The organism is Streptomyces sp. CA-251247 (genome assembly GCF_050952975.1).
GTDB lineage: Bacteria > Actinomycetota > Actinomycetes > Streptomycetales > Streptomycetaceae > Streptomyces > Streptomyces achmelvichensis.
Genome location: NZ_CP191861.1, coordinates 1,331,567 through 1,358,189, shown reverse-complemented (window position 1 = coordinate 1,358,189; position 26,623 = coordinate 1,331,567). Strand labels below are relative to the sequence as shown.

At 70.5% G+C, this 26,623-nt stretch carries 27 protein-coding genes; 18 read left to right on the top strand and 9 right to left on the bottom strand.

Translation table 11 applies throughout. The annotated features are described in order from the left end of the window. From ACQPWZ_RS05875 to ACQPWZ_RS05835, 9 genes are all read left to right on the top strand, one after another. On the top strand, nt 1-609 hold the full coding sequence (locus tag ACQPWZ_RS05875) for a riboflavin synthase (RefSeq protein WP_433570838.1): 609 nt from the start codon (nt 1-3) through the stop codon (nt 607-609). Continuing rightward, nucleotides 606-1,259, top strand: coding sequence for a nicotinamide mononucleotide transporter family protein (locus ACQPWZ_RS05870; protein ID WP_433570837.1), 654 nt, complete (start codon nt 606-608; stop codon nt 1,257-1,259). Before ACQPWZ_RS05875 ends, ACQPWZ_RS05870 begins: the two co-directional genes overlap by 4 nt. Continuing rightward, nucleotides 1,256-2,545, top strand: a complete 1,290-nt coding sequence (locus tag ACQPWZ_RS05865) for a bifunctional 3,4-dihydroxy-2-butanone-4-phosphate synthase/GTP cyclohydrolase II (protein WP_313947513.1) — start codon at nt 1,256-1,258, stop codon at nt 2,543-2,545. The genes ACQPWZ_RS05870 and ACQPWZ_RS05865 overlap by 4 nt, the downstream gene beginning before the upstream one ends. Nucleotides 2,546-2,569: 24 nt before the next feature. Next, nucleotides 2,570-3,055, top strand: a complete 486-nt coding sequence (gene ribH, locus ACQPWZ_RS05860) for a 6,7-dimethyl-8-ribityllumazine synthase (protein WP_313947514.1) — start codon at nt 2,570-2,572, stop codon at nt 3,053-3,055. A 71-nt stretch (nt 3,056-3,126) separates the two neighbouring features. Next, nucleotides 3,127-3,399: a phosphoribosyl-ATP diphosphatase gene (locus ACQPWZ_RS05855; protein ID WP_142215995.1), complete on the top strand. Its 273-nt coding sequence runs from the start codon at nt 3,127-3,129 to the stop codon at nt 3,397-3,399. A 50-nt stretch (nt 3,400-3,449) separates the two neighbouring features. After that, the gene (gene hisG, locus ACQPWZ_RS05850; RefSeq protein WP_313947515.1) at nt 3,450-4,298 is read left to right on the top strand and encodes an ATP phosphoribosyltransferase; all 849 of its coding nucleotides are present in this window, start codon (nt 3,450-3,452) and stop codon (nt 4,296-4,298) included. 14 nt (nt 4,299-4,312) lie between these two features. Further along, nucleotides 4,313-4,768: a PH domain-containing protein gene (locus ACQPWZ_RS05845; RefSeq protein ID WP_356704559.1), complete on the top strand. Its 456-nt coding sequence runs from the start codon at nt 4,313-4,315 to the stop codon at nt 4,766-4,768. Nucleotides 4,769-4,970: 202 nt separating this feature from the next. Continuing rightward, complete coding sequence (locus ACQPWZ_RS05840) at nt 4,971-6,311, top strand: hemolysin family protein (protein WP_313947518.1); 1,341 nt, start codon at nt 4,971-4,973, stop codon at nt 6,309-6,311. After that, nucleotides 6,308-7,399, top strand: a complete 1,092-nt coding sequence (locus ACQPWZ_RS05835; RefSeq protein ID WP_340472043.1) for a hemolysin family protein — start codon at nt 6,308-6,310, stop codon at nt 7,397-7,399. Before ACQPWZ_RS05840 ends, ACQPWZ_RS05835 begins: the two co-directional genes overlap by 4 nt. Nucleotides 7,400-7,402: 3 nt before the next feature. Here ACQPWZ_RS05835 and ACQPWZ_RS05830 read toward each other — a convergent pair whose 3' ends face one another. Both ACQPWZ_RS05830 and ACQPWZ_RS05825 read right to left on the bottom strand, forming a co-directional pair. Continuing rightward, on the bottom strand, nt 7,403-9,295 hold the full coding sequence (locus tag ACQPWZ_RS05830; RefSeq protein WP_356704557.1) for an AAA family ATPase: 1,893 nt from the start codon (nt 9,293-9,295) through the stop codon (nt 7,403-7,405). Nucleotides 9,296-9,683: 388 nt separating this feature from the next. Further along, entirely contained in the window at nt 9,684-10,316 is a 633-nt protein-coding gene (locus ACQPWZ_RS05825) for a uridine kinase family protein (RefSeq protein ID WP_433570836.1), read from the bottom strand. A 176-nt stretch (nt 10,317-10,492) separates the two neighbouring features. On the opposite strand from ACQPWZ_RS05825, the gene ACQPWZ_RS05820 reads away from it, so the two are divergent. From ACQPWZ_RS05820 to ACQPWZ_RS05810, 3 genes are all read left to right on the top strand, one after another. Beyond that, the gene (locus ACQPWZ_RS05820) at nt 10,493-11,881 is read left to right on the top strand and encodes a peptidase C39 family protein (RefSeq protein WP_433570835.1); all 1,389 of its coding nucleotides are present in this window, start codon (nt 10,493-10,495) and stop codon (nt 11,879-11,881) included. Nucleotides 11,882-12,003: 122 nt separating this feature from the next. After that, nucleotides 12,004-12,147: an SCO1431 family membrane protein gene (locus tag ACQPWZ_RS05815; protein WP_340472040.1), complete on the top strand. Its 144-nt coding sequence runs from the start codon at nt 12,004-12,006 to the stop codon at nt 12,145-12,147. Between the two features lie 60 nt (nt 12,148-12,207). After that, entirely contained in the window at nt 12,208-12,876 is a 669-nt protein-coding gene (locus ACQPWZ_RS05810) for a TetR/AcrR family transcriptional regulator (RefSeq protein ID WP_340472039.1), read from the top strand. Between the two features lie 283 nt (nt 12,877-13,159). Here the strand turns inward: ACQPWZ_RS05810 and ACQPWZ_RS05805 are convergent, their stop codons facing one another. After that, the gene (locus ACQPWZ_RS05805; RefSeq protein ID WP_433570834.1) at nt 13,160-14,425 is read right to left on the bottom strand and encodes a glycoside hydrolase family 18 protein; all 1,266 of its coding nucleotides are present in this window, start codon (nt 14,423-14,425) and stop codon (nt 13,160-13,162) included. 337 nt (nt 14,426-14,762) lie between these two features. Here ACQPWZ_RS05805 and ACQPWZ_RS05800 point away from each other — a divergent pair, with 337 nt between their 5' ends. Further along, nucleotides 14,763-15,935, top strand: coding sequence for an acyl-CoA dehydrogenase family protein (locus ACQPWZ_RS05800; RefSeq protein WP_340472037.1), 1,173 nt, complete (start codon nt 14,763-14,765; stop codon nt 15,933-15,935). Between the two features lie 67 nt (nt 15,936-16,002). Here the strand turns inward: ACQPWZ_RS05800 and ACQPWZ_RS05795 are convergent, their stop codons facing one another. Together ACQPWZ_RS05795 and ACQPWZ_RS05790 are read right to left on the bottom strand one after the other, a co-directional pair. After that, the gene (locus ACQPWZ_RS05795; protein ID WP_433570833.1) at nt 16,003-16,299 is read right to left on the bottom strand and encodes a hypothetical protein; all 297 of its coding nucleotides are present in this window, start codon (nt 16,297-16,299) and stop codon (nt 16,003-16,005) included. Nucleotides 16,300-16,625: 326 nt separating this feature from the next. Continuing rightward, a complete protein-coding gene (locus ACQPWZ_RS05790; protein WP_405568388.1) occupies nt 16,626-17,033 on the bottom strand; it encodes a hypothetical protein in 408 nt (135 codons plus the stop codon). A gap of 203 nt (nt 17,034-17,236) precedes the next feature. Here ACQPWZ_RS05790 and ACQPWZ_RS05785 point away from each other — a divergent pair, with 203 nt between their 5' ends. From ACQPWZ_RS05785 to fxsA, 4 genes are all read left to right on the top strand, one after another. Continuing rightward, nucleotides 17,237-17,677, top strand: a complete 441-nt coding sequence (locus tag ACQPWZ_RS05785; RefSeq protein WP_313947529.1) for an Lrp/AsnC family transcriptional regulator — start codon at nt 17,237-17,239, stop codon at nt 17,675-17,677. A gap of 9 nt (nt 17,678-17,686) precedes the next feature. Then, nucleotides 17,687-19,327 carry an amidohydrolase gene (locus ACQPWZ_RS05780; protein ID WP_433570832.1) on the top strand — a complete coding sequence of 547 codons (1,641 nt, stop codon included), beginning with the start codon at nt 17,687-17,689 and terminating at the stop codon, nt 19,325-19,327. Between the two features lie 516 nt (nt 19,328-19,843). Continuing rightward, nucleotides 19,844-20,635, top strand: coding sequence for a polyprenol monophosphomannose synthase (locus ACQPWZ_RS05775; protein WP_433570831.1), 792 nt, complete (start codon nt 19,844-19,846; stop codon nt 20,633-20,635). A gap of 92 nt (nt 20,636-20,727) precedes the next feature. After that, a complete protein-coding gene (fxsA, locus tag ACQPWZ_RS05770) occupies nt 20,728-21,315 on the top strand; it encodes an FxsA family membrane protein (RefSeq protein ID WP_356704547.1) in 588 nt (195 codons plus the stop codon). Nucleotides 21,316-21,549: 234 nt separating this feature from the next. Here fxsA and ACQPWZ_RS05765 read toward each other — a convergent pair whose 3' ends face one another. The 4 genes from ACQPWZ_RS05765 to ACQPWZ_RS05750 all read right to left on the bottom strand — a co-directional run bounded on the left by ACQPWZ_RS05765 (nt 21,550) and on the right by ACQPWZ_RS05750 (nt 25,062). Continuing rightward, the gene (locus ACQPWZ_RS05765; protein ID WP_003959706.1) at nt 21,550-21,924 is read right to left on the bottom strand and encodes an RNA polymerase-binding protein RbpA; all 375 of its coding nucleotides are present in this window, start codon (nt 21,922-21,924) and stop codon (nt 21,550-21,552) included. Between the two features lie 266 nt (nt 21,925-22,190). Next, nucleotides 22,191-23,537, bottom strand: coding sequence for an MFS transporter (locus ACQPWZ_RS05760; RefSeq protein WP_340472031.1), 1,347 nt, complete (start codon nt 23,535-23,537; stop codon nt 22,191-22,193). Nucleotides 23,538-23,575: 38 nt separating this feature from the next. Then, on the bottom strand, nt 23,576-24,340 hold the full coding sequence (locus ACQPWZ_RS05755) for a glycerophosphodiester phosphodiesterase family protein (RefSeq protein WP_433570830.1): 765 nt from the start codon (nt 24,338-24,340) through the stop codon (nt 23,576-23,578). Further along, complete coding sequence (locus ACQPWZ_RS05750) at nt 24,337-25,062, bottom strand: YczE/YyaS/YitT family protein (protein ID WP_433570829.1); 726 nt, start codon at nt 25,060-25,062, stop codon at nt 24,337-24,339. Before ACQPWZ_RS05750 ends, ACQPWZ_RS05755 begins: the two co-directional genes overlap by 4 nt. Nucleotides 25,063-25,092: 30 nt before the next feature. On the opposite strand from ACQPWZ_RS05750, the gene ACQPWZ_RS05745 reads away from it, so the two are divergent. After that, nucleotides 25,093-26,592 (top strand): PLP-dependent aminotransferase family protein, encoded by a 1,500-nt coding sequence (locus ACQPWZ_RS05745; RefSeq protein WP_313947536.1) that lies wholly within the window; start codon nt 25,093-25,095, stop codon nt 26,590-26,592. Nucleotides 26,593-26,623: the final 31 nt, after the last annotated feature.

Below are 26,623 nucleotides of genomic sequence, written 5' to 3'. Positions count from 1 at the left end.
GTGTTCACCGGAATCGTCGAAGAACTGGGTGAGGTCACCGCCGTCGAGAATCTCGGCGACTCCTCGCGTTTCCGACTGCGCGGACCCGTCGTCACCGACGGCGCCAAGCACGGCGACTCGATCGCCGTCAACGGCGTCTGCCTCACGGTGGTCGACACCGCCGACGGCGAGTTCACGGCCGACGTCATGGCCGAGACGCTCGACCGCTCCAGCCTCGGTGCGCTCCAGGCCGGTTCCCGCGTCAACCTCGAACGGCCCATGGCCGTCGGCGGGCGGCTCGGCGGGCACATCGTGCAGGGACATGTCGACAACGTCGGCACGGTCCTGGAGCGCAAGCCTTCCGAGAACTGGGAGATCGTCAAGATCTCGCTCCCCGCCGACCTCACGCGCTACGTCGTCGAGAAGGGCTCCATCACGGTCGACGGCGTCAGCCTCACCGTCGTCGACGCCGGACCCGACTACTTCACGATCAGCCTCATCCCCACCACCCTCGCCCTGACCACGCTCGGCATCAAGCAGAGCGGCGACCCGGTCAACCTCGAGGTCGACGTCATCGCCAAGTACGTCGAGCGGCTGCTCGGCGCCGGTAGCGAGGAGACAGCCCGGTGAGCGCTCTGTCCTGGCTCAACGCCGAGGCCTTCACGGCCTTCGACCAGCACATCCTGTGGTCGGACATGATCGGGAACTACGTCGGGCTGTTCGCCCTCGCGCTCGGCTGGCGACGCTCCATCTGGACCTGGCCGGCCCAGTTCGCCTCCGGTGTCATCCTCGTCGCGGCCTACGCCTCCGCCCAGCTCAGCGGCGGAGTCGGCAAGCAGCTCCTCGTCATCGGCGTGGCGCTGTGGGGCTGGCAGCAGTGGCGCCGCGGCAGGCAGCAGGCCCAGGACGGGTCCATCGCCGTCCGCTTCGCCACCTGGAAGGAGCGCGGCCTCCTCGCGGGCGGTGCCGTCGTCGGCACACTCGCCGTGGGCGGGCTGTTCACCCTCTACCCGTCGCTGTCGTGGAGCCCGTGGGCCGACGCGTACATCTTCGTCGGCACGCTCGTCGCGATGGTCGCCCAGGCCCGTGGGCTGGTCGAGTTCTGGTTCGCCTGGCTGCTCGTCGACCTCGTCGGCGTCCCGCTGGCCTTCAACAGCGGCCTGGCCTTCTCCGGCCTGGTCTACGTGGTCTACTTCGCGCTCGTCCTGTGGGGCATGCGCGACTGGTGGCTGCGCTCCCGTGGGAGCGTCAAGCCCGCTCTGGAAGGAGCAGCAGCATGACGGCACAGCCCACCTGGTACTCCACCGACAACGTCGAGGACTTCGCCCTCGACCCGGTGGAGCAGGCCATCCGTGACATCGCCGCCGGACGCCCCGTGGTGGTCGTCGACGACGAGGACCGCGAGAACGAGGGAGACCTCGTCATCGCCGCCGAGAAGGCCACCCCCGAGATCGTCGCCTTCATGATGAGCGAGTGCCGCGGCCTGATCTGCGCGCCGATGGAGAGTGACGAACTGGAGCGGCTGGAGCTGCCCCAGATGGTGGAGCACAACACCGAGTCCATGCAGACGGCGTTCACCGTCTCCGTCGACGCGAGCTCCGCCCACGGCGTCACCACCGGAATCTCGGCCGCCGACCGCGCCACCACGCTCCAGCTGCTGGCCGGCGGGCGCGCCGAAGCCTCCGACTTCGTGCGCCCCGGCCATGTCTTCCCGCTGCGGGCCAAGTCCGGCGGCGTACTGGTCCGCAACGGTCACACCGAGGCCGCCGTCGACCTCGCCCGGCTCGCCGGGCTGCGCCCCGCCGGGGCGATCGTCGAGATCGCCGGCGAGGACGGGGTGATGCTGCGGCTGCCCGAGCTGATCCCGTTCGCCCGCAAGCACGGCCTGACGATCATCTCCATCGAGGACCTGATCGCCTACCGGCGCTCCGCCGAGCCGACGGTCAAGCGCGAGGCCGCGGTCAACCTGCCCACCTCCTTCGGGCAGTTCACCGCCTACGGCTACCGCTCCACCGTCGACGGCATCGAGCACGTCGCGCTCGTCCACGGCGACATCGGCGACGGCGAGGACGTCCTCGTCCGGGTCCACTCCGAGTGCCTGACCGGCGACATCTTCCACTCGCTGCGCTGCGACTGCGGCCCCCAGCTCCAGGAGTCCATGGAGCACATCACCAAGAACGGCCGGGGCGTCGTCGTCTATCTGCGCGGCCACGAGGGCCGCGGCATCGGCCTGCTGTCCAAGCTGCGTGCGTACGAACTCCAGGAGCGCGGCCGCGACACGCTCGACGCCAACCTCGAACTGGGGCTGCCCGCGGACGCGCGCGACTACGCGGCGGGCGCCCAGATCCTCGAGGACCTCGGTGTCCGCAGCCTGCGGCTGATGACCAACAACCCCGACAAGATCAGCGCGCTGGTCCGGCACGGCCTCACCGTGCACGGCCGCGAGCCCATGCCCGTCCACGCGGGCGAGCACAACCTCCGGTATCTGCGCACCAAGCGGGACCGGATGGGACACGACCTGCCCCGGCTCGACGCCACCGGCGCGTCCGCCTGCGGCAACCAGTAAAACCAGTAAGCGTCAAGGAGAGACATGAGCGGCAAGGGTGCACCCGAACTGTCCGTACGCAACTGCGGCGACCTGCGGGTCGCGGTGATCGCGGCGCAGTGGCACGAGAAGGTCATGGACGGGCTGGTCGACGGCGCTCTGCGCGCACTGCACGAGCTGGGCATCGACGAGCCGACACTGCTGCGCGTCCCCGGCAGCTTCGAGCTTCCCGTGGTCGCCAAGGTGCTGGCCGGCCGGGGCTACGACGCGATCGTCGCGCTCGGCGTCGTCATCCGCGGTGGTACACCGCACTTCGAGTATGTGTGCCAGGGCGTCACCCAGGGGCTCACCCAGGTGTCGATCGACACCGGTGTCCCGATCGGATTCGGCGTACTGACCTGTGACAACGAGGAGCAGGCGCTGGACCGGGCCGGGATCGAGGGATCGCACGAGGACAAGGGGCACGAGGCCGTGACCGCCGCCGTGGCCACCGCGGCCACGCTCCGGACCGTCAGCGAACCCTGGCGCTGAGCGTCTCGCCGGAGCCCGTCGGCCGAGGCGCTGCGTGTCCGCCTTTCCGCACCCCTTACTCTGAGACCATCATGGCGAACAAAACCTTCGAAGAGCTCTTCGCCGAGCTGCAGCTCAAGGCGAAGAACGGCGACCCGGCCACCTCCCGCACCGCCGAACTGGTGGACAAGGGAGTGCATGCCATCGGCAAGAAGGTCGTCGAGGAAGCCGCCGAGGTGTGGATGGCCGCCGAGTACGAGGGCAAGGAAGCCGCCGCCGAGGAGATCTCGCAGCTGCTGTACCACGTCCAGGTGATGATGGTCGCGCGCGGGATCTCGCTCGACGACGTCTACGCCCACCTCTGAGCACACCCGTCAACGCAGAACACTCCCTACGCACGAAGGAAGCCCGACTCATGCTGCGCATCGCCGTCCCCAACAAGGGTTCACTGTCCGGACCTGCGTCGGCGATGCTCCATGAGGCCGGCTACCAGCAGCGCAAGGAGTCCAAGGAGCTCGTGCTCGTCGACCCCGAGAACGAGGTCGAGTTCTTCTATCTGCGGCCGCGCGACATCGCGATCTATGTGAGCTCCGGCCGGCTCGACATCGGCATCACGGGCCGCGATCTGCTGCTGGACTCCGGCGCCAGCGCCGAGGAGATCCTCCAGCTCGGCTTCGCCCGTTCCACCTTCCGTTACGCGACCAAGCCCGGCACCGCGTCCGGGGTCGGCGAGTTCGGCGGCATGACGGTCGCCACCTCCTACGAGGGCATCGTCGCCAAGCACCTCGCCGAGCACGGCATCGACGCCTCCGTCGTCCACCTCGACGGAGCGGTCGAGACGGCGATCGAGCTCGGCGTGGCCCAGGTCATCGCCGACGTCGTGGAGACCGGGACCTCGCTGCGCAACGCGGGCCTCGAAGTCATCGGCGAGCCGATCATGACCTCCGAGGCGGTCGTCATCCGGCGCACCGGCGCGGAGACCGACGACCCGAAGGTGCAGCAGTTCCTGCGCCGCCTCCAGGGCGTCCTGGTCGCGCGGAGCTACGTGATGATGGACTACGACTGCCGGGTCGAGCACCTGGAGCAGGCCGTGGCCCTCACCCCGGGCCTCGAGTCCCCGACCATCTCGCCGCTGCACCACGAGGGCTGGGTCGCCGTGCGCTCCATGGTCGCCGCCAAGGAGGCGCAGCGGATCATGGACGATCTCTACGACCTCGGCGCCCGCGCCATCCTCACCACCGCCATTCACGCCTGCCGGCTCTGAGGATGCCCGACACCATGCCCGCTTCCGCGCCCGAAGTCCCCGCGCTGCCGGTCACGTTCCGGCCCACACGCACCCGGTTCGTCCTGCTGACCGTGGGCGCGGTGATGTTCGTCGTCATCACCGCCGTCGCTCTGCTGCTGGAGAATCTCAGCGCGGGGGAGCGGAGCAGCTTCGTCTTCACCGCGGTCCTCTTCCTCGGTGTCCTGACGCTGCTGAGCCGGCCCAAGGTCGTCGCCGACACGAGCGGGGTCACCGTCGTCAACATCACCCGCACCAGGCGGCTGGAGTGGGCGGAGATCCTGCGTGTCAACCTCCGTCCGGGTGACCCCTGGGTCTTCCTCGATCTGAGTGACGGAACCAGCCTTCCTGTACTGGGCATCCAGCCCGGAATCGCCAAGCAGCACGCGATCCGTGACGCCCGCGCACTGCGGGCGCTGTCGGAGTCCCGCGGCAGCTCGGACGCTCACTGAGCGTTTCGAGCGGCGATGCCCCTGCCGCGTCCGCGGCTTGCTTGTCTACTCTGGTGACGGCGGCGCCAAGCGCGCCCCGTCCCGCCCACCCCCGGCCGCTCGCGGCCCGCGGGACTCTCCACCGACCCGAGGAGTGACTCCCTCCAGCAATGGACGGATCGTCCGGTAGTACCTGCGCCGCCCCCTCTCAGGAGGCGGCGGCATGATCATCCCCTTGTCGCTGCTCACCGCAGCCTTCCTTCTGATCCTCGCCAACGGCTTCTTCGTCGCGGCGGAGTTCGGTCTCGTCACCGTCGACCGGCCCGACGCCGAACGGGCCGCCGCCGAGGGCGACCGCCGGGCCGGCAACGTCGTCCGGGCGCTGCGCGAGCTGTCCTTCCAGCTGTCCGGCACCCAGCTCGGCATCACCATCACCTCGCTCGTCGTCGGCATGCTCGCCGAACCGGCGCTCGCCCAGCTGCTCCACGGGCCGCTGACGGCCACCGGGCTGCCCGCGGGGGCCGTCTCCGGAGCCGCGGTGGTGATCGGCATGCTGCTCGCGTCCGCCGTCCAGATGGTGATCGGCGAGCTGGTCCCGAAGAACTGGGCCGTGTCCCGGCCGCTCCAGGTCGCGCGGTTCGTCGCCGGCCCGCAGCATCTGTTCTCGACCCTCTTCCGCCCGGTCATCACCCTGCTCAACTCGGCCGCCAACCGTCTCGTACGGCTGTTCGGTGTCGAGCCGGCCGATGAGCTGGCGTCCGCGCGCACCCCCGGCGAGCTGATGTCCCTGGCCCGCCACTCGGCTCTGGCCGGCGCGCTGGAGCAGGACACCGCGGACCTGTTCGTCCGCACCCTCTCGCTCGGCCATCTCACGGCGCAGCATGTGATGACGCCGCGGGTGAAGATGAGCGCACTGCAGACGGACGCCACGGCGGCCGACGTCCTCAACCTCACCCGGGCGACCGGGCTTTCACGCTTCCCCGTCTACCGCGAGCGCATCGACGAGATCGTCGGCATGGTGCACCTGAAGGACGCCCTCGCCGTCCCCGCCGATCAGCGCACGCGCATCCCCGTCGACCAGGTGGCCGTCGCGCCGCTGCTGGTCCCCGAGACCCTGCCCGTCCAGCAGCTGCTGGAGCGGCTGCGCAGCGAGCAGCCGATCGCGGTGGTGGTCGACGAGTACGGCGGCACCGCCGGGGTCGTCACCCTGGAGGACATCGTCGAGGAGCTCGTCGGCGAGGTCCGCGACGAGCACGACGCCGAGGCCGACGCCCAGCCCGAACTCGCGCCGGTGGCCGCCGAGGACGGGCGGCCGGCCTGGGAGGCGGACGGTAGCTGCCGGGTCCTCACCCTGCGCCGCATAGGCCTCGATGTGCCCGACGGCCCGTACGAGACCGTGGCCGGACTCGTCGCGGATCTGCTGGGCCGCATCCCCGCCCCCGGTGACCGGGCGGAACTCCCCGGCTGGCGGCTCTCGGTGCGCCAGGTGGAGCGCTACCGCGCCGAGCGGGTGCGCCTCGTGCGAACCGCCGACGTCCCGGTGCTCACGGAGGCCGCGCGATGAGCGTTCTCCAACTCGCCTTCGCCGGCCTGCTGGTCCTCGCGAACGGGTTCTTCGTCGGGGCCGAGTTCGCGCTCGTGTCCGTCCGACGCAGCCAGGTCGAACCCCTCGCGGCGGAGGGCTCGGCCCGGGCCCGCCAGGTGCTGCACGGACTGGAGAATCTGCCGCAGATGATGGCGGCCGCGCAGTTCGGCATCACCATCTGCTCGCTGACCCTCGGCGCGGTCGCCGAGCCGACCGTCGCGCACCTGCTGGAGCCGGTCTTCCACGCGGCGCACGTCCCCGAGGGCCTGATCCATCCGCTCGGCTTCGTGATCGCGCTCGCCGTGGTCGTCTTCCTGCATCTCGTCATCGGCGAGATGGTCCCCAAGAACCTCGCCATGGCCGCACCGGAGAAGACCGCGCTCTGGCTCAGCCCGGGCCTCGTCGCCTTCGCCCGGCTGTGCCGTCCGGTCACCGCGGCACTCGGCGCCTGTGCCCGGCTGGTGCTGCGTGCCTTCCGGGTCGAGCCGAGGGACGAGGTGGAGTCCGTCTTCACCAGCGACCAGCTGGGCCAGCTGGTCGAGGACTCGGGGCAGGCCGGGCTGCTGGAGCCGGCCGAGCAGGAGCGGCTCGAGGACGCACTGGAACTGGGCTCCCGCCCGGTGAGCGACGTCCTGATCACCCGCGCCGCCCTCGTGACGGTCCCGCCGTCGGTCACCCCGCGCCGGATCGAGGAGCTGACCGTCCGCACCGGCTACTCCCGCTTCCCCGTGAGCGCCGAGGGGACGGGTCCGTACATGGGCTACCTCCATGTGAAGGACGTCCTCGACCTGGAGGACCGCGAACGGGCCGTGCCCCAGCACATCTGGCGGCCCATGGCGACACTGCGGTCCGAACTGCCGCTGGACGACGCCCTCACCGTGATGCGCCGGGCCGCCACCCATCTGGCGCAGGTCGCGGACGCGTCGGGACAGGTACTGGGGCTGGTCGCGCTGGAGGACGTGCTGGAGATGCTGGTCGGCGAGGTCCGCGACCCGTCCCACCGGATCACCGTCCCGTCCACGCCCCGGACCACGCCCCCGGCCCGGGACACGGCGCTGGTCGGCTGAGGCTCAGACCGGCGGAGGCTCCTGGGGGCCGCGGTCCCGCGGACCGCGGCCCGACAGGACCTCGCCGTACGCCTGCATGAGATCGGGCAGCCGCAGGGTGGCCAGATCCTCGCGGGTCGGTGTGCCGGGGTAGCCGGACAGCCGCAGATCGCGGTACGCGCAGCTCTTCTCGTACAGGGTGCGCAGAAAGCGCCCGTTGCCCAGCTCGTCGATCCAGCTCTGGTCGACCACATGGCCGCTGATGGACCGCAGCTCGTCGACGGCCTCCTCGTCCCACATGTCGCCGTTGTCGGCGGCCAGCACCTGGCCGATCGCCGTCAGCTCCAGCGGTCGGTACGAGGGGAAGTCGACGCGGGTGGTGAAGCGGGACGACAGCCCGGGGTTCGTGGCGAGCAGCCGGTCCATGCCCTCGGGATAGCCGGCCAGGATGACCACGAGATGGTCGCGGTTGTCCTCGGCCCGCTTCAGCAGCACCTGAAGAGCCTCGTCGCCGTACGCATCGCCCTTGCTGTAGCCGGAGTTGGACAGGCTGTACGCCTCGTCCACGAACAGCACACCGCCGAGCGCCGAGTCGATCAGCTCATTGGCCTTCACCGCCGTCTGGCCGAGGAACTCGCCCACCAGATCGGACCGTTGGGCCTCCACCAGATGATCACCGCCGAGCAGCCCCAGCGCGTAGAAGACCCGGCCGAGGATGCGGGCCACGGTGGTCTTGCCGGTACCGGAGGGACCCGAGAAGACGAAATGGCGCTTCGGCGGCTGTACGGGCAGCCCCTGGCCGGCCCGCAGCCTCGCCATCTTCAGCTGCGCCGACAAGGCGTTGACCTGCCGCTTCACCGGTTCCAGACCCACCATCCGGTCCAGCTCGGCGAGCGCGTCGGCGAGCAGGTCCGGGTCGGTGGGGCCGGCCGGGAAGAGCGGCGGCGCCGGCTGGGCGGGCACCGCCGCCCGGTGGCGGATGGTCTCGGGCGGTGCGGCGGGCACCGAGCCGGGCAGCTGGGTCTGTGGATCGATGCCGATACGGGCGTCGGCGGCCGGGGAGCCTTCGCCCTCGGCCTGCGCGTCCACCGCGTCCTGGCCGTAGCCGGCGAGGGAGACGGCGAGCCCGGCCGAGTCGTCGAAGCCGTCCATCCCGTCGTACTCGGCGATCGCGGCGAGCCGGGCCGAGGTGTCCATGAACGCGGGGTCGATCCGGTGCACCGCCCGGTACAGCGGCAGGGCGGCCGCGCTGCGCCCGGTGCCCTCGTGGGCGCGCGCCAGCCAGTACCGCAGCTCCTTGCGCTGCGGCTGCTCGCTGCGGCAGCGCATCAGCGCGGCCGACAGCAGCGGCTCGGCCTGTCCGTACATCTCCAGACGCACCCGGGCCATGCCGCCGAAGAGCCCTGCCTCGATGCCCAGCACCTGATCGTTGACGAGCGGCTCGGTGTGGCGTACGAGCTGCTCCCAGTCCTTGACCAGATAGGCGCGGCAGGCGTGCAGAAACCGGACCTGCGGATCGGCGTCGACCGGCGGCAGTCCCGCGAGCGCCCGGTCGAGCTCGGGCACATGGCGGCCGTCGAGCCAGTGGGAGGCGTGCGCCAGCAGGAGATCGCGCGGGCTCTCGAGCACGGGCTGGACCCACCAGCCCAGCCAGTACCAGGAGTTGAGCGTGCGGCGGTGCCGGGCGCGCTGCTCGCCGAAGCGTTCGCGGTTGCGGTACATGCGCAGCAACGCGGTCGTCGTGTCGACGCGCAGCGCATGGAGTCCGAGCCAGCCGTCGGCCATCCCGGGGTCGAGCCGCACGGCGCTGCGGAACTCCTCCTCCGCCTGGGGGTAGGCCCCCATGGTGTAGGCGTCCACGCCGCGCACCCAGGCGAGGTCGGCCGGGGCCGGTGCGCCCTGAGTGCCGATGTCCATCAGGTCCCCCACAAAGTGCACCTGTGCTGTGTTTTCCGGGGGGAGCCCCCCGGACCCCCGGCGCCGGGAGGACGACCGTGGGCAACGCACTGAACCGCCTTGCCGTGGACGGGAATTGACCCCACCGAGGTGCATCGTACCTGCGCAGAGGGGTTGCGCCTAAGGGCACCACAAATGATCCGTTGGCGGTGACCCAGGGTGAGCGAAGGGTGGGGTGTCGCGCCGGTGAAGTGGGGGAGAGGGCAGAACGAAGCCCCCGATCACGGGGGAACAACCGGGGGCTTCGCGTCTGCGGCGACTCCGGAAAGCCGCACATTGGAAACGTAAGACCTGTACGCCCCGTCGGTCAAGAAGAGTTGGGGCACTCTTGAGGCGGATTTCCGACTGCTCAGTATGGGGGTGAAATCCGGTGACCCTCTGTGATGATTCCGTTCAATCGTGCTGTCGCAGAAGGCCTCGGCAGCACCTCATATCCCTCGGAACACTCGCGTACCAGGGAATTCGCGAATGAATACGAGGGGTCGGCCAGGAAATGGCGAGTCTCCGCCATCGTCCAGTCGTCCCAGAAGGCCGAAAGCGCATCCCCGTCGCGCAGACGGCCCCGCTGCCAGGAGCCGTCGGCGTCCTTGTCCATCCAGAACAGCCATGCCAGATGCGGGCGCAGCGCCCGCCGGCCGGCGCCCACCCCCTCGACCAGCACCACGGGCGCCGGTGCGAGTGTCCGCGCCGAGGTGAAGCGGCGGTCGACCCAGTCGTACGGCTCGTAGCGCGCCTCCTCGCCCCGCGAGAGCGGGGCGACGACCTGGCCGAGCATCCGGTCCATCCAGTCGAAGAACTCCTCGTGGCTCGCCAGATCGTCGAGATGCAGCACCGGCACTCCGCCCCCGATGGCTTCCGCGAGCCGCGCGGCGAAGGTGCTCTTGCCCGATCCGGCGTGGCCGTCCACGGCGATCAGCCGTACCGGCCCGCAGGAAGGCGGAAGCGCCCGCAGGGCCAAAGACAGCTGTTCGAGATCGTCCATCCGATCACCCTACGAGGGCGCGGTGGAATGCCGCAGGTCACTCCCTCTGCACCGGTTCATAAAACTCCCAAAGGACAAGACCAATATTGGTGGCGCGACGCGATGCCGGGATGCTGGCAGAACTTGGCAGGGACCCGTAATAGTGGCCCCACTGCAGGCACCGACTTGGGAGTCCCATGGCCAGAGCCACTTCCCGCAGAACCGTGCTCGGCGCCGCGATCGCGGCAGCGGCGGGAGCGGGCGTACTGTCCTCGTCGGCCGTCGCGGCCACCGCACCGCAGGCGCGAAAAGGTGCCGCGCCCACCTCCTCGGCTCGGAAAGGTGCCGGAGCGATTCCGTTCGTCGACAACCGGTTCTGGTCGACCTACACCGACTGGCGCAGCGGTACGACCGCCGGCACCCGGGCGGTCGCCGGCAGCCGTCCCGGCGTCGTGATCGCCGCACCCGCCGGCCGCGTCGACTACACCGACCCGCACACCGGGAAGACCGCCGCCTGGGACTACGCCACCTGGACCTCGCCCGTCCACCGCACCCGGGTGCCCGCGACGGAGCTCGTCGCCTCCTGGAACGCGTACACCCCCGCAGGCACGTGGATCCAGGTCGACCTGCGCGGCCACTACTCCGACGGCACGGTCAGTCCCTGGTTCGTGATGGGCCGCTGGGCGGCGGGCGACGGCGACATCCGGCGGACCTCGGTCGACGGCCAGAGCGATGGCAAGGCCTCCATCTGGACCGACACCTTCTCGATCGACAACGCGGCGAGCGGTCTGCGCCTGGCGACCTACCAGCTGCGGCTGAGGCTCCACCGCAAGCCCGGCACCGGTCTGACGCCCACGGTCCGGCGGCTCGGTGCGATGGCGTCGGACGTTCCCGACCGGTTCACCGTCCCTGCCTCCGTCCCGAAGCTCGCACGCGAGCTGGCCGTGCCGCGCTACTCGCAGAACACGCACGTCGGCCAGTACCCCGAGTACGACAACGGCGGCGAGGCCTGGTGCAGCCCCACCTCCTCGCAGATGATCATCGAGTACTGGGGTCGGAAGCCGTCCCCGGCGGACCTCGCCTGGGTCAACCCGGCCTTCGACGATCCGCAGGTCTGCCACGCGGCCCGTTTCACCTTCGACCACCAGTACAACGGCTGCGGCAACTGGCCGTTCAACGCCGCGTACGCGGCGACCTACCCGGAGATGAACGCGGTCGTCACCCGGCTGTCCTCGCTCGCCGACCTGGAGACGCTGGTACGCGCGGGAATCCCGGCCATAACGTCGCAGTCGTTCCTCAAGGAGGAGCTGACGGGCGCGGGCTACGGCACCGCCGGTCATCTGATGACCGTGATCGGGTTCACAGCCGCGGGCGATGTGATCGCCAACGACCCCGCGTCGCCGGGCAACGCGGCCGTACGCAGGGTCTACCGCCGCCGCGAGTTCGAGAACATCTGGCTGCGGACGAAGCGGTACAACGCGAGCGGGAACGTGTCATCCGGCACAGGGGGCGTCTGCTACCTCTACTGGCCGGAGCGCCCCACGGCCGCTCAGCGCAAGGCTCTGGAGGCCTTCGGTATCCACTGAGGCGCGGACCGGGCCCCGGGGGCAGTGACGTACGTCTCTACCGTCGGGGCCCCGGTCTTTGGCACTGTGGTCGGGTCACCCGGGGGGACGTACACCCGTCAGCCGACCGAGCGAGATGCCCCATGACTTCTTCCGCGACCACCGCAGACCGCGTCCGGACCCGTACCGGCGGCCCCGACGAGGACTCGAACCTCCTCGAGCACGTTCTCGGCTGGACCCTCGTCGTCGTGTTCGCGATGCTCGTCACCCAGATCGGCCTGATCTAGCCGCTGCGCAGGTCTGCCATACTGCGGGAATCCTGTGGCAGTTGGAGACTAGGGCGCAATTTGAATAATAGTCAACAACGCGGTGCGACCGAACGATCCCAGGTACGCCGCGTTGAACTCATCGCAACCGGGCGGAAGTTGTTCGCCGACACGTCCTACGACGCGCTGTCGATGGACGACATCGCGAAACACGCCGGTGTCGCCAAGGGTTTGATCTACTACTACTTCAAGAGCAAACGCGGCTACTACCTCGCGATCATCGAGGACTCGGTGGCCGATCTCGTCTCCGGTGCGGCGAGCGACACCGAACTGCCGCGCGCCCAGCGGGTGCAGCGCACCGTCGAGGGCTATCTGCGCTACGCCCAGCACCACGAGGCCGCGTTCCGCACCATCGTCACCGGTGGCGTCGGGTTCGACACCGAGGTGCAGTCCATACGCGGGGCGGTGCGCGAGGAACTGATCGCGACCATCGCCGAGGGTGCGTACGGCAGACGCGACATTCCCATGATCGCCCGGCTCGCGCTGCTCGGCTGGCTCAGCAGCGTCGAGCAGATCACGCTCGACTGGCTCGCGCACCAGGAGCTGGAGCGGGAGATCGTCTGCGCTCTGCTGATGCGACAGCTCCGGGCCACCCTCGGCACCATCGAGGAGTTCGAGCCGAAGTGCCCGCAGCCGCCGCGCGAACACGTGCCGCCGCCGTATCCGCAGGACACCGCGGTCCAGGCCTGACCTGGGGCGTTCGGACCTGACGGCGCGGTTCCGGGCCCGACCCGGTGCGTCCGGAACATGTCAGCGGGGCGGGGAGCCCGACCGGCTCCCCGCCCCGCTGACCGTTGTCCTCCCCGGACTAGGTCCTGTCCGGGCGATCTTCGAGGATCAGCCGGTGGCGTCAGATGCGGTGCATCGCACGGCGGAGGATCGTCCTCGTACTGGGCGTACTCGGGCGACTCCGACAACACAGCGAGGTGCCGTAGCTGTCGTCACAGGCCCGACAAGATCGCCCGGACAGGACCTAGCTGATGGCCTTGATCAGTTCGCCGTTGGCGGTGTCACCGCTGAGCTCCCAGAAGAAGGTGCCTCCCAGGCCCTGCTGGTTCTTGTAGTTCATCTTGCCGGTGATGGTGGCGGGGGTGTCGTAGCTCCACCATTGGTTGCCGCAGTGCGCGTACGCGGTGCCGGCGACGGTGCCGTTGGCCGGGCACTTGGCCTTCAGTTCCTTGTAGTCGTCGATACCCGCTTCGTACTTGCCGGGCGCGGGTCCCGTCGCCGTGCCGCCGGGCGCCTTCTGGGTCACGCCCGTCCAGCCGCGTCCGTAGAAGCCGATGCCGAGCAGCAGCTTGGAGGCGGGAACGCCCAGCGCCTTCAGCTTCTGGATCGCCGCGTCACTGTTGAAGCCCTGCTGCGGAATGCCGCTGTAGGACGTGAGCGGTGAGTGCGGCGCGGTCGGGCCCTGCGCGGCCCAGGCGCCGAAGAAGTCGTACGTCATCGGGTTGTACCAGTCGACGTACTGCGCGGCTCCCGCATAGTTGGCCGCGTCGATCTTGCCGCCGGACGAGGCGTCCGCGGTGATGGCGGCGGTCACCAGGTTCGATCCGCCGAACTTGGTGCGCAGTGCCGACATCAGGTTCTTGAAGGACTCGCGCCCGCTGGTGTCGCACGAGAGACCGCAGGAGTTGGGGTACTCCCAGTCGATGTCGATGCCGTCGAAGACATCGGCCCAGCGGGGGTCCTCGACGAGCTTGTAGCAGGAGTCGGCGAAGGCCGCCGGGTTCGCGGCGGCCTGGCCGAAGCCGCCGGACCAGGTCCAGCCGCCGAAGGACCAGAGGATCTTCAGATTCGGGTGCAGCTTCTTGAGCTTGCGCAGCTGGTTGAAGCTGCCGCGCAGCGGCTGGTCCCAGGTGTCGGCGACGCCGTCCACGCTCTGGGCGGCGGTGTAGGACTTCTCGTAGTCGGCGAAGGCGTCGCCGACGGTGCACTTGCCGCCCTGGACGTTGCCGAAGGCGTAGTTGATATGGGTCAGCTTGCCGGCCGACCCCGACGTCTGGATGTTCTTGACGTGGTAGTTGCGGTCGTAGACGCCCCATTCGGTGAAGTACCCGATCACCTTGCTGCCGGCGGCGGCCGGGGCGGCGGCCGTCGTCGACGTCTTCTTCTCGGGGGCGCTCCCGCCCGCGGCAGCGGCGTGGGCACCCGTCAGCAGGGTCGCGCCGAGTGCGGCGGTACAGGCGGCGGCGATCAGTGCCCTCAGACGGGCACGGGGACGGTGTGGACCGGACATCTGGTCTCCTCGTGGGGGAGGCGAACACGTGGGGGGAGTGCTGTCGACCGATGGCTCTTTGACATGAACGCGGTACGCGTTGCAGGAACGCTAGAAGGACTAGACCATTGGGTCAATGGTTCGGACCAAGTTCCCGTGCAGGGGAGCGGGGGCCGGGCCGGACGGCTCCACCCGTGACGGACGTCCGCTGATCGGGCATACTCAACCCGCCACAGCCGCCGTCCAGCCCCATCCGTGACCCGGAAAGGCAGCATCGGCCTGGCAGGAAGACCCGGCGGCGCGCACACACCCTTCGCGCGCGACCGCCGTATCGCCCGACAGGGAGGAGAGCGCCGCAATGCCCGACCGCGCCCCGCAGCCGGTGGAACGTCAACTGCCCACCGAGGAGTCCAGGGATCTCATCGCCCTGGTGCGCGACATCATCGAGCGGGAGATCGCTCCACGGGCGGCCGAGGAGGAAGAGGCGGGACACTTCCCCCGTGAGCTCTTCACCCTGCTGTCCGAGTCAGGTCTGCTCGGCCTTCCCTACGACAGCGAGTACGGCGGCGGGGACCAGCCGTACGAGGTCTACCTCCAGGTACTGGAGGAACTCGCCGCCGCCCGGCTCACCGTGGGCCTCGGCGTCAGCGTCCACTCCCTCTCCTGCCACGCACTGGCCGGATACGGCAGCAAGCAGCAGCAGAGCGACCACCTGCCCGCCATGCTCGGCGGCGGACTGCTCGGCGCCTACTGCCTGTCGGAGCCCTCGTCCGGCTCGGACGCCGCATCCCTGCGCACCAAGGCCGTCCGCGACGGCGACGACTGGGTGATCACCGGCACGAAGGCCTGGATCACCCACGGCGGGATCGCCGACTTCTGCACCGTGCTCGCCCGCACCGGCGGCGAGGGCGCTCGCGGCATCACGGCCTTCCTGGTGCCAGGCGACGCCGAGGGCCTGAACGCGGCCGCGCCCGAGAAGAAGATGGGCATGAAGGGCTCGCCCACCGCCCAGATCAACTTCGACGGCGTCCGGGTCTCCGACGCCCGCCGGATCGGCGACGAGGGGCAGGGTTTCGCGATCGCGCTCTCGGCCCTGGACTCGGGCCGTCTCGGCATCGCCGCGTGCGCCATCGGTGTCGCGCAGGCCGCGCTGGAGGAGGCCGTCTCGTACGCCACCGGGCGTCTCCAGTTCGGCCGGCCCATCGCCGACTTCCAGGGGCTGCGCTTCATGCTGGCCGACATGGCCACCCGGATCGAAGCGGGCCGCTCGCTCTATCTGGCGGCTGCCCGGCTGCGGGACGCGGGACGCCCCTTCTCCCGTGAGGCCGCCATGGCGAAGCTCTTCTGCACGGACACGGCGATGAGCGTGACGACCGACGCCGTGCAGGTGCTGGGCGGCTACGGCTACACCCTGGACTTCCCCGTCGAGCGCTACATGCGCGAGGCCAAGGTCCTGCAGATCGTCGAGGGCACCAACCAGATCCAGCGCATGGTCATCGCGCGCCATCTGGCCGGTCCCGAGACCCGCTGAACCGACCGCGCCGCGGACCGCTCCCGGGGCGGGCCGCGGCGGCGTCGCGGACACTCCCCGGGCGGCGTCAGCGGATGGAGACGCTGTGGGCCATCTCCGTGGAGTGGGTCCGGCCCGGGTACACGATCGCGTCGACATTCCCCCGGCAGTCGAAACCGGTCCACACCGTGGCCGTCGCGTTGGTCCTGTTGGTGATCGAGGACGGGAACCAGGTGACCGGGTAACACCCGCTCGGATTCTCGTACGCGACCCGGTTGATGATCAACGTGCCCTGGGCCGCGTACGCGGAGTTCGGAATCGCGAGCGTCAGCGTCGCCGCCGTCGCGAGCGCACCGAGCACCGTGGCCGTCCGTCTGCGCGTCATGTGCCTGCTCCTTCCACCGGCAGCGGGCCGCGCCCGAAGCGGCCCGCGGGTGGTCCCACGTCAGCACGCGGGCGGGGAGCGGACGGACGGAGCGCACAGGCCCGAACCCGTCAAGTGCCGTGTTCACGCCACTGATTCACGACGGGCGCGGAGCGCGGAGCGAGCTCCGAGGCAACGTCCGTGTGTGGGAACGGAGTTCAGTACCCTCTCGCGGCCCGTGTGGGCTCTTGAAGGCCGACGGTGCGGCCGGCGGGACCCGGCCGTCCGGCGGCGCGCAGCCCGAACTGCCCGTCAGGGGCTGCGCGTTACGACTCCTGCCGGGGAAATCAGACGCGGCGGCGGCGCATCGACGGCATCCGCACCGGACGCGAGCCCGGGCCGCCGACGTGCGAGAAGGGCTGCATCCGCCAGTCCAGACCCTGAGGCAGCGTCAACAGCAGTGCGGTGTCCTGCTCCTGGACCTCCAGCGACTCGTCCGCGGCGCTCGCCTGCGAGGCGGGCCGGCCGGTGCCGGAGCACACGGTGAGACCGAACGGGTTCCACGGAGTCGGGCACAGCGCGTGCTCCGGAAGGACGTCCTCGTCGGCCAGCAATGCGATCGGCTGCACGCAGTCCGGGCAGATGACCCGGTACATCTCGTAGGTGTCGTACGCGTCCAGCTCGTCCATCTCGGCGGGCTCAGCCGGATCAACGGGCTCCGGTTCGGTACGGCCGGTGTTCTTGACACTCTGCATGGAGATCTCCCCCTCGGGTGGGCCGACCAGGCACGTGCGGCCTCGACCACAGCAAGCACTTCCCCACGCGCCCGGCAGGTAACCGTGCGGTCACGGCGGAGGCGCCGCCGGGACTGTGGTGTTCGTCACATGCCCCCCGCAGGTGCCCTCGCATGCCTCTTTCGGCTGTGCCGGAAGCCACCTGGGCAATTAGGTTGATCCGCATGGAGGAGCTGGATCGTCAGATCGTGGAGTTGCTCGTCAAGGACGGGCGGATGAGCTACACCGACCTGGGCAAGGCCACCGGCCTGTCCACATCGGCGGTGCACCAGCGCGTCCGCCGTCTCGAACAGCGCGGCGTCATCCGCGGATATGCGGCGGTCGTCGACCCCGAGTCGGTGGGGCTCCCGATCACCGCCTTCATCTCGGTCAAACCGTTCGACCCCAGCGCCCCCGACGACATCGCCGAACGGCTCGCGGACGTACCCGAGATCGAGGCCTGCCACAGCGTCGCCGGCGACGAGAACTACATCCTCAAGGTGCGTGTCTCCACCCCGCACGACCTCGAGCACCTGCTCGCCCGCATCCGCACCCTCTCCGGCGTCTCCACCCGCACCACGGTCGTCCTGTCGACCCCGTACGAGGCACGCCCGCCGCGTATCTAGGCTGGTCCCATGACCGAGAGCACCGCCCCCCGCGCCGAAGACCGCACCGTCCTGCTGCGCGGCGGAGAAGTCCACAGCCCCGCCGACCCCTTCGCCACCGCGATGGTCGTCGAGCGAGGCCACATCGCCTGGGTGGGCTCCGAGGGGGCGGCCGACGGCTTCGCCGACGGGGTCGACGAGATCGTCGACCTCGAAGGGGCCCTCGTCACCCCGGCGTTCACCGACGCCCATGTGCACACCACGGCCACCGGCCTTGCGCTCACCGGGCTCGACCTCTCCGGCGCGGCCACGCTCGCCGACGCCCTGCGTCTCGTACGCGAGCACAGTGCGGCACACCCCGGTGCGGCCGTCCTCCTCGGCCACGGCTGGGACAGCGCCCGCTGGCCCGAACGGCGTCACCCCTCCCGCGCCGAACTCGACGAGGCGGCCGGCGGCCGCCCGCTCTATCTGCCGCGTATCGACGTCCACTCCGCCGTGGTCACCACCGCGCTGCTCGATCTGGTCCCCTCGGTGACCGGTCTGTCCGGCTACCACCCGGGCGAACCGCTCACCGGCGCCGCCCACCACGCCGTGCGGGCCGCCGCCCACGCGGCCGTCGCTCCCGCCCAGCGCGAAGCCGCCCAGCGGGCCGCGCTGGACCACGCCGCGTCCCTCGGCATCGGCACCGTGCACGAGTGCGCCGGGCCCGACATCTCGGACGAGGACGACTTCACCGGTCTGCTCGCACTCGCCCGCGGCGGAGCAGTGCCGCGGGTCGTCGGCTACTGGGCCGAACGCGTGGCCGACGAGAAGGACGCCCTGCGCATCAGGGAACTCGGAGCGGCCGGGGCCGCCGGCGATCTGTTCGTCGACGGCTCCCTCGGCTCCCACACGGCCTGCCTCCACACCCCCTATGCCGACGCCGCCCACACCGGAACCGCGCACCTCGACGCCCAGGCCGTAGCCGCCCATGTCGCCGCCTGTACCGAGGCCGGGCTCCAGGCCGGCTTCCACGCCATCGGCGACGCCGCCCTCACCGCCGTCGTGGACGGCATCCGGGCCGTCGCCGACACGCTCGGCCTCGCCCGCGTCCGCGCCGCCAGGCACCGCGTCGAGCACGCCGAGATGCTGACCCCCGAAACCATCGCCGCCTTCGCCGAGTTCGGCCTCACCGCCTCCGTACAGCCCGCCTTCGACGCGGCCTGGGGCGGTGACGAGGGCATGTACGCCGAGCGACTCGGTGTGGAGCGGGCGCGCACCCTCAACCCGTACGCCGCCCTGCTGCGCGCGGGGGTCCCGCTCGCCCTCGGCTCCGACGCCCCCGTCACGCCGCTCGACCCCTGGGGCACCATCCGTGCCGCGGCCTTCCACCGCACCGCCGAGCACCGGGTGTCCGTACGGGCCGCCTTCACCGCCCACACCCGGGGCGGCTGGCGGGCCGTGGGGCGCGACGACGCGGGCGTCCTGGTCCCCGGGGCGCCGGCCGACTACGCCCTGTGGCACACGGACGAACTGATCGTGCAGGCGCCCGACGACCGGGTCGCCCGCTGGTCGACGGACCCGCGCTCCGGCACTCCCGGCCTGCCCGACCTCACCCCCGGCACCGAGCTGCCGGTCTGCCTGCGAACAGTGGTATCCGGACAAACGATCTTTGAGCGGCCGAAAGAGTGACGTCCGGACATTTCGTACCGCCGACCGGTGCTTGCGAGGTTCGGCCACGACCTGCGGATCTTCGGCTCCGACCTGCGGAATTGGGCAAATCGCGCAGATCGCACGACTGTTGACACGGAGCGCCCACCGGCCGGTAGGTTCGGCCGAGTCCACCACAGGACGTCCGACCGGAGAACTTCCCCGCAGTCGTCGAACGCCGCTGGGCCATGGGGCAGAGCACCGCACCGGTGCACTGCCACTGGGAGCCAGGTCCAGCGCCCGCGCCTCGGGGGCGAGGGAAGGTTTCAGCCGGCCGGCAGGTGCGACCCGGGTAGGGCCCGGCGTTCAGTAGACAACGGCTCTCGGTCGACCCGCAGCCAGCGGGTCCCAGGTCGGCCCGAAGGACGCCGGGCCCTGATCCGCACCCGCTGTCTCCCCCCGCCGCACGGCCCACGACACCCCAGGTCCGTGCCGCCGCAGGCTCCCGCCGCACGATCGCTATGGTGGGGCTCTGTGTACGGACATTAAGGGGCAGCAGTGAACGACGGCGCTGGGTCTACCCAAGGCGAAGCCCAGGGGAGGCGGTACGAACCGCTCGGCAGATCCTTGGTGATCATCCCGACCTACAACGAGGCCGAGAACATCAAGACGATCGTCTCCCGGGTGCGCGAGGCCGTGCCCGACGTGGACATCCTCGTCGCCGATGACAACAGCCCCGACGGCACCGGCAAGATCGCGGACGAGCTCTCGGGCCATGACGAGCAGGTGCATGTCCTGCACCGCAAGGGCAAGGAAGGCCTCGGCGCCGCCTACCTCGCCGGCTTCGCCTGGGGCATGGAGCACGACTACGGCGTGCTGATCGAGATGGACGCCGACGGCTCGCACCAGCCCGAGGAGCTGCCCCGACTGCTGACCGCCCTCAAGGGCGCCGACCTGGTGCTCGGTTCGCGCTGGGTTCCCGGCGGCCGGGTCGTCAACTGGCCCAAGTATCGCGAATTCCTGTCCCGCGGCGGCAGCACCTACTCACGCCTTCTCCTCGGCGTCCCGATCCGCGACGTCACGGGCGGCTTCCGCGCCTTCAGGGCCGAGACGCTGAAGGGTCTCGGACTGGGCGAGGTCGCCTCCCAGGGCTACTGCTTCCAGGTCGACCTCGCCCGCCGTGCGGTGGCCGAGGGCTACCACGTGGTCGAGGTGCCGATCACCTTCGTCGAGCGGGAGCTCGGCGACTCCAAGATGAACCGCGACATCGTCGTCGAGGCGCTGTGGCGCGTCACCGCGTGGGGCGTCGGCGACCGCGCGCATCGTCTCCTCGGCCGCAAATCCACGTAGCGGCGACGGGCCGATGACCCTCCCGTCCGGACCGCGATCTTCTTGATCACCCGCTTACGCCACTCCGGCGTGCTCCCAGGCACACTGGGAGCATGACGACCGGCGCAATGCCCCCGACAGCCCCCAAGCGCTCACGCGCCCGCAATCTGGTTCCCCTCGCCGTTGCCGCCTGGCTGGTGCTCGAGATCTGGCTGCTGACCCTGGTCGCCGGGGCGGCCGGGGGATGGACCGTCCTCGCCCTGCTGATCGGCGCCGCCATCGTCGGCGGCGCGGTGGTGAAGCGCGCCGGCCGGCGGGCCTTCCGCAATCTCACCGAGACCGTGCAGAGGCAGCAGAACGGCCAGGCGCCGCCCCCGGAGAGCGGCAGCACCGGCAACGGCTTCCTGATGCTCGGCGGACTGCTGATCATGCTGCCCGGCCTGATCTCCGACGTGGTGGGCCTCGCCCTGCTGGTGCCGCCCGTCCGTACCTACCTCGGGCGCCGCGCGGAGCGGTCCCTCGAGCGCCGTATGCGGGCGGCAGGGCCCGGCAGCCTGGGAGACGCCTTCCAGCAGGCCCGTATGCACCGCCCCGACGGCAAGATCGTGCAGGGTGAGGTCATCCGCCAGGACGCGGGGCATTCGGCGGGCGGACCCGAGGGCCAGGGTGACGAGGGCCCGAGGCCGCCGCTCACGCCCTGAGCGGTATCCGGTGGGTCGCGACGGGTACGCAAGCGGAGTGCGCGCGGCCCGGCGCGCACCCGCTCCGAGCCTGAGCCGCCCCACTCCGGACCCCGAACCGGCCGCCCCACCCCGAACACAGCAGAGCCGCGGGCCGTCTCACCTGGTCGGTGAAACGGCCCGCGGCTCTTGTCGTGCGTCATGCTGTTGTAGGTGGCGCCAGATGGTGCGATGCGGTGTACGCGGTCAGGCGGATCAGGCAGACTTCCGGCTGTCCCGCGGGTGCACGGCGATGTTCATGGCACCGGAGCGCAGGACGGCCAGCCTCTCGGCCAGCACCTCCTCCAACTCCTCGCGGGTACGCCGCTCCATGAGCATGTCCCAGTGCGTTCGCGCCGGCTTGCCCTTCTTCTCCTCGGGGCCATCCCCGTCGACCAGGAGTGCCTGGGCGCCGCACGCCTTGCACTCCCACTCCGGCGGAATTTCCGCCTCGACCGAGAACGGCATCTCAAACCGATGTCCGTTCTGGCATGCGTACTCCACCGCCTGGCGCGGGGCCAGATCGATGCCGCGGTCCGTCTCGTAGCTGGTAACCACGAGGCGCGTGCCGCGGAGAGCTCGCTCACTCATGAATCGTGCCTCCCGGGCTTGTCGCCCACAGGACAGGTGTCGCTGTCGTCGTCATCCGGTCAACGTCCGGTCGGCGGTAAAGATTCCCGTTCCGGGTCATGCGTCGCCCGTCGTGCCGCTGGTATCCCATTGGTTGGGGTACCCACCAGTGCCCGGTTTGTCACATCTGACAAGAAGTGTCACCCAGTGATTTCACTTCTTCAGCTCGCAGTAACGGTCCGCCTGGCAGGCCAAAGGCGTACACTACCGGCCTTTCACTTCAACGTCTAAATCCGGTCCGGCACGGGGTTGCCCGCGGCTGCCACCGCACGGCGTACGGGTACCCGGGCGAGCAGGACGAAACCCAGCCCGAAGAAGACCACCAAAGAGATGATCGCGTCCCGATAACTCCCGGTCAGCTGGTACGCGAGGCCGAAGACCAGCGGTCCGAGCCAGCTCAGGCCGCGGTCGCTCATCTCGTACGCCGAGAAGTACTCCGCCTCCTTGCCGCGGGGCACCAGGTGTGAGAAGAGCGACCTCGACAGGGCCTGGCTGCCGCCGAGAACGAGCCCGATCGCCGCGGCGAGCGCGAAGAACCACAGCGGAGCCCTGGCCGGAAGGAAGAACCCGGCCGCCAGGATCACGGTCCACACTCCGAGCGAACCGAGAATCGTCCGCTTGGCCCCGTGCGTTCTGGCCAGCCGTCCCATTCCGAGGGCACCCGCCACGGCCAGTACCTGTACCAGCAGAACCGCGACGATCAGTGTCGTCTGGTCGAGTTCCAGTTCTTCCGAACCGTAGATCGACGCCTGCGAGATGACCGTCTGGATGCCGTCGTTGTAGACGAGATACGCCAGCAGGAACGACATCGTCAGCGGATGCTGCCGCATGTCCTTGAGGGTCGCCACCAGCTGCCGCCAGCCCGATCCGACCGCGCCCTCGCCGCCCGGCGCGATCCGCCGGTCCCGCAGACGCCGGAGCGGAACCAGCGTGAAGGCGCCCCACCACACACCGGCCGACGCCAGGCAGATCCGTACCGCTGCGGATTCGGAGAGGCCGAACGACTCGTGGCCCGAGTAGACGATCAGATTGAGCACCAGGACCAGGGCGCCGGAGGTGTAGCCGAAGGCCCAGCCGCGCGACGAGACCGCGTCGCGTTCGTCCGGCTCGGCGATCTGCGGCAGATAGGCGTTGTAGAGGACCATCGAGACCGACAGCGAGGCGTTCGCGACGATCAGCAGAAACGCGCCCAGCAGATAGCGGTCGCCGCCCACGAGGAACATGGCCGTCGTGGCCGTCGCACCGACATACGCGGCCACGGCCAGCAGCGGCTTCTTGCGCCCCGTGCGGTCCGCCCACGCTCCGGCCATCGGCATCAGCAGCACGGCCAGCACCACGGACGCGGAGACCGCGTAGGCGAACACCGATCCGGCGCGTATCGGGATGCCGAGGGGATGCACGAAGCCGTCCGCGTCCGCCGCGGCCTTCGCCACCGACGTCAGATACGGGCCGAGGAAGACGGTGAGCACGCTCGTCGAGTAGACGGAGCACGCGAAGTCGTAGAAGTACCAGCCTCGTTGCTCGCGCCGGCGGTCGCCCGCCCCCGTCGCCTCCTGCGCGATGTCGGTCGTCACGCCCGCCCCCTCGCTCGTCCGTGGTGCAGACGCGCGGGTCAGACCCAGACTCCCCGGGCGGTCAGTACCGTGCGCAACGTCTCCAGATGATCGGTCATGATGCCATCCACTCCGAGGTCCAGGAGCGCTGCCATCCGATCCGCGTCGTTGATGGTCCACACGTGCACCTGAAGACCACGGTCGTGAGCCGACCGCACGAAGCGGCGGTCCACCACGCGCACCCCGCCCTGCGACTCCGGTACCTGCGCGCACACGGCGCCCATCCGTACCGCCGCCGGAATGCCGAACGACCGCAGCCGCAGGCCCACCACACCCCGCACGCCGTAGGACGTGGCGAGCCGCGGGCCCGCGAGGCGCATCGCCCGGGCCACCCGGCCCTCGGAGAACGAGCCGATGCAGACCCGGTCCCAGGCGCCGGCCCGGCGCACAAGATCCACCAGCGGCACCAGCGCGGGCTCCGCCTTGATGTCGATGTTCCAGCGGGCCTCGGGGAACTCCTCCAGCAGTTCCTCGAACAGCGGCAGCGGCTCCTTGCCGGCCACCCTCGCCTGCTGGATCTCGCTCCACGGCAGGTCCGCGATCCGGCCCTTCGCGTCCGTCAGCCGGTCCAGCGTCGAGTCGTGGAAGGCGACCAGCTTGCCGTCGGCCGTGGTGTGCACATCCGTCTCGAAGTAGCGGTAGCCGAGACCGGCCGCCCGACGGAACGCTGCGGTGGTGTTCTCGATCCCGTCCGCCGCACCCCCGCGATGGGCGAACGGCAGCACGGAGGGGTGGTCGAGATAGGGGTGGAGTACGCGGTTCACTTCCGCAGTATCGCCCGTCCGGGTGTCGAGCCGGCGACGACCGTGCTGCTTGCGTCCTGATCGGAGATGGCGAAGACGCGCAGGAACAACTGCGCGAGCGGGCCGATGGCCAGGGCGTAGGCGACGGTGCCGATGCCCACCGAGCCGCCCAGCACGAAGCCCGTCGCCACCACGGCCACCTCGATCGCCGTGCGCACCAGGCGGATCGAGCGACCCGTGAGCCGGTGCAGTCCGGTCATCAGACCGTCCCGCGGGCCCGGTCCGAACCGCGCCGCGATGTAGAGCCCGGTCGCCACCCCGTTGAGCACGATGCCCGCGATCAGGAGCGTGATCCGCAGGGGCAGGCCGTCGGCGTCCGGGACGAGCGTCAGCGTGCCGTCCATCGCCAGACCGACGACGAAGACGTTCGACACGGTGCCGAGGCCCGGCCGCTGCCGGATCGGGACCCAGAGCAGCAGCACCACGGCGCCGACGATGATCGAGACCACGCCCATGGTCAGACCGGTGCGCTCCGCCAGGCCCTGGTGCAGCACCCCCCAGGGTTCGAGCCCCAGCCCGGCGCGCACCAGCAGTGCCGCACTCACCCCGTAGAGGGTGAGACCGACGTACAGCTGCGACAGCCGGCGAGTGAGATGCGCGGACTTCCCCGACACGATGACGCCCCCTCTGGGATGGTGGACTGGCTCATGACACTCTGTGGCTATGCCACACCTGGCAACCATGGCCAATTCGATGAAGGTGGACTGACTTCCATGACGCAGTGGACCTCTGCGGTGGGCGCAGCCCAGCTCGCCCGGCAGCTCACCTCCCAGCAGCCGCGGCCCGCCGGCCCCGGGACCCGCAAGCCGCCGGCCTACCGGGCCCTCGCCGACGGTATCCGGCTGCTCGTCCTCGAAGGCAGGGTCCCCGTCGCCGCCCGCCTCCCCGCGGAGCGCGAACTCGCGCTGTCCCTCTCCGTCAGCCGCACCACGGTCGCCGCCGCCTACGAGGCGCTGCGCACCGAGGGCTTCCTCGAGTCCCGCAGAGGTGCGGGCAGCTGGACCGCCGTACCGGCAGGGAATCCGCTGCCCGCGCGAGGCCTGGAGCCGCTGCCGCCCGAGTCGCTCGGCTCCATGATCGACCTGGGCTGTGCGGCCCTGCCCGCGCCCGAGCCGTGGCTGACCCGGGGTGTCCAGGGAGCTCTGGAGGAACTGCCGCCGTACGCCCACACCCACGGCGACTACCCGGCGGGCCTCCCCGCCCTCCGGCAGATGCTCGCCGACCGCTACACCGAGCGCGGTATCCCGACCATGCCCGAACAAATCATGGTCACCACCGGGGCGATGGGCGCCATGGACGCCATCTGCCATCTGTTCGCCGGGCGCGGCGAGCGGGTCGCCGTCGAGTCACCCTCCTACGCCAACATCCTCCAGCTGATGCGCGAGGCCGGGGCGCGTCTGGTGCCGGTGGCGATGGAGGAGGGGCTGGGCGGCTGGGACCTGCCGCGGTGGCGGCAGGTGCTGCGGGACGCGGCGCCCCGGCTCGCCTATGTCGTGGCCGACTTCCACAACCCCACCGGCGCGCTCGCGGACGAGGACCAGCGCCGCCGGCTGGTCGACGCGGCCCGCTCCGCCGGCACGGTCCTCGTCGTCGACGAGACCATGTCCGAACTGCACCTGGACGACGGTGTCGACATGCCGCGGCCCGTCTGCGCCTTCGACCCGGCGGGCAGCACCGTGCTCACCGTCGGCTCGGCCAGCAAGGCCTTCTGGGCGGGCATGCGCATCGGCTGGGTGCGGGCCGCACCCGATGTGATCCGTTCGCTCGTCGCCGCTCGCGCTTACGCCGACCTGGGTACCCCGGTCCTGGAGCAGCTCGCCGTGAACTGGCTGATGCGCACCGGCGGCTGGGACCAGGCGGTCTCCATCCGGCGCGACCAGGCCCGGGAGAACCGCGACGCGCTGGTCACCGCCCTGCGCCGGGAACTGCCGGACTGGGAGTTCGCCGTCCCGAGCGGTGGTCTCACGCTCTGGGTGCGGACGGGCGGGCTGTCCGGCTCCCGGCTCGCCGAGGTCGGCGAGCGGGTCGGTGTACGCGTCCCCTCGGGGCCGCGCTTCGGAGTGGACGGGGCCTTCGAGGGCTTCGTCCGGCTGCCGTTCACGGTCGGCGGGCCGGTGGCCGACGAGGCGGCCGCGCGGCTGGCCGCTGCCGCGCGACTGGTGGAGGCGGGGGCGAAGGCGGGCACGGAAACGCCGCGCACCTTCGTCGCCTGACCTCTCCCGGCAGGCGGCCGTCCTCGCCGGG

Excerpts from the sequence above, each read along its gene's own strand:
- ACQPWZ_RS05835 (WP_340472043.1), top strand. The coding sequence starts at position 6,308 with ATGAGCGTTCTCCAACTCGCCTTCGCCGGCCTGCTGGTCCTCGCGAAC.
- ACQPWZ_RS05805 (WP_433570834.1), bottom strand. The coding sequence starts at position 14,425 with ATGTCCGGTCCACACCGTCCCCGTGCCCGTCTGAGGGCACTGATCGCC.
- ACQPWZ_RS05825 (WP_433570836.1), bottom strand. The coding sequence starts at position 10,316 with ATGGACGATCTCGAACAGCTGTCTTTGGCCCTGCGGGCGCTTCCGCCT.
- ACQPWZ_RS05745 (WP_313947536.1), top strand. The coding sequence starts at position 25,093 with ATGACGCAGTGGACCTCTGCGGTGGGCGCAGCCCAGCTCGCCCGGCAG.
- ACQPWZ_RS05865 (WP_313947513.1), top strand. The coding sequence starts at position 1,256 with ATGACGGCACAGCCCACCTGGTACTCCACCGACAACGTCGAGGACTTC.
- ACQPWZ_RS05855 (WP_142215995.1), top strand. The coding sequence starts at position 3,127 with ATGGCGAACAAAACCTTCGAAGAGCTCTTCGCCGAGCTGCAGCTCAAG.
- ACQPWZ_RS05815 (WP_340472040.1), top strand. The coding sequence starts at position 12,004 with ATGACTTCTTCCGCGACCACCGCAGACCGCGTCCGGACCCGTACCGGC.
- ACQPWZ_RS05800 (WP_340472037.1), top strand. The coding sequence starts at position 14,763 with ATGCCCGACCGCGCCCCGCAGCCGGTGGAACGTCAACTGCCCACCGAG.
- ACQPWZ_RS05785 (WP_313947529.1), top strand. The coding sequence starts at position 17,237 with ATGGAGGAGCTGGATCGTCAGATCGTGGAGTTGCTCGTCAAGGACGGG.
- ribH (WP_313947514.1), top strand. The coding sequence starts at position 2,570 with ATGAGCGGCAAGGGTGCACCCGAACTGTCCGTACGCAACTGCGGCGAC.
- ACQPWZ_RS05790 (WP_405568388.1), bottom strand. The coding sequence starts at position 17,033 with ATGCAGAGTGTCAAGAACACCGGCCGTACCGAACCGGAGCCCGTTGAT.
- hisG (WP_313947515.1), top strand. The coding sequence starts at position 3,450 with ATGCTGCGCATCGCCGTCCCCAACAAGGGTTCACTGTCCGGACCTGCG.
- ACQPWZ_RS05830 (WP_356704557.1), bottom strand. The coding sequence starts at position 9,295 with ATGGACATCGGCACTCAGGGCGCACCGGCCCCGGCCGACCTCGCCTGG.
- ACQPWZ_RS05845 (WP_356704559.1), top strand. The coding sequence starts at position 4,313 with ATGCCCGCTTCCGCGCCCGAAGTCCCCGCGCTGCCGGTCACGTTCCGG.
- ACQPWZ_RS05750 (WP_433570829.1), bottom strand. The coding sequence starts at position 25,062 with ATGGTTGCCAGGTGTGGCATAGCCACAGAGTGTCATGAGCCAGTCCAC.
- ACQPWZ_RS05795 (WP_433570833.1), bottom strand. The coding sequence starts at position 16,299 with ATGACGCGCAGACGGACGGCCACGGTGCTCGGTGCGCTCGCGACGGCG.
- ACQPWZ_RS05780 (WP_433570832.1), top strand. The coding sequence starts at position 17,687 with ATGACCGAGAGCACCGCCCCCCGCGCCGAAGACCGCACCGTCCTGCTG.
- ACQPWZ_RS05765 (WP_003959706.1), bottom strand. The coding sequence starts at position 21,924 with ATGAGTGAGCGAGCTCTCCGCGGCACGCGCCTCGTGGTTACCAGCTAC.
- ACQPWZ_RS05840 (WP_313947518.1), top strand. The coding sequence starts at position 4,971 with ATGATCATCCCCTTGTCGCTGCTCACCGCAGCCTTCCTTCTGATCCTC.
- fxsA (WP_356704547.1), top strand. The coding sequence starts at position 20,728 with ATGACGACCGGCGCAATGCCCCCGACAGCCCCCAAGCGCTCACGCGCC.
- ACQPWZ_RS05820 (WP_433570835.1), top strand. The coding sequence starts at position 10,493 with ATGGCCAGAGCCACTTCCCGCAGAACCGTGCTCGGCGCCGCGATCGCG.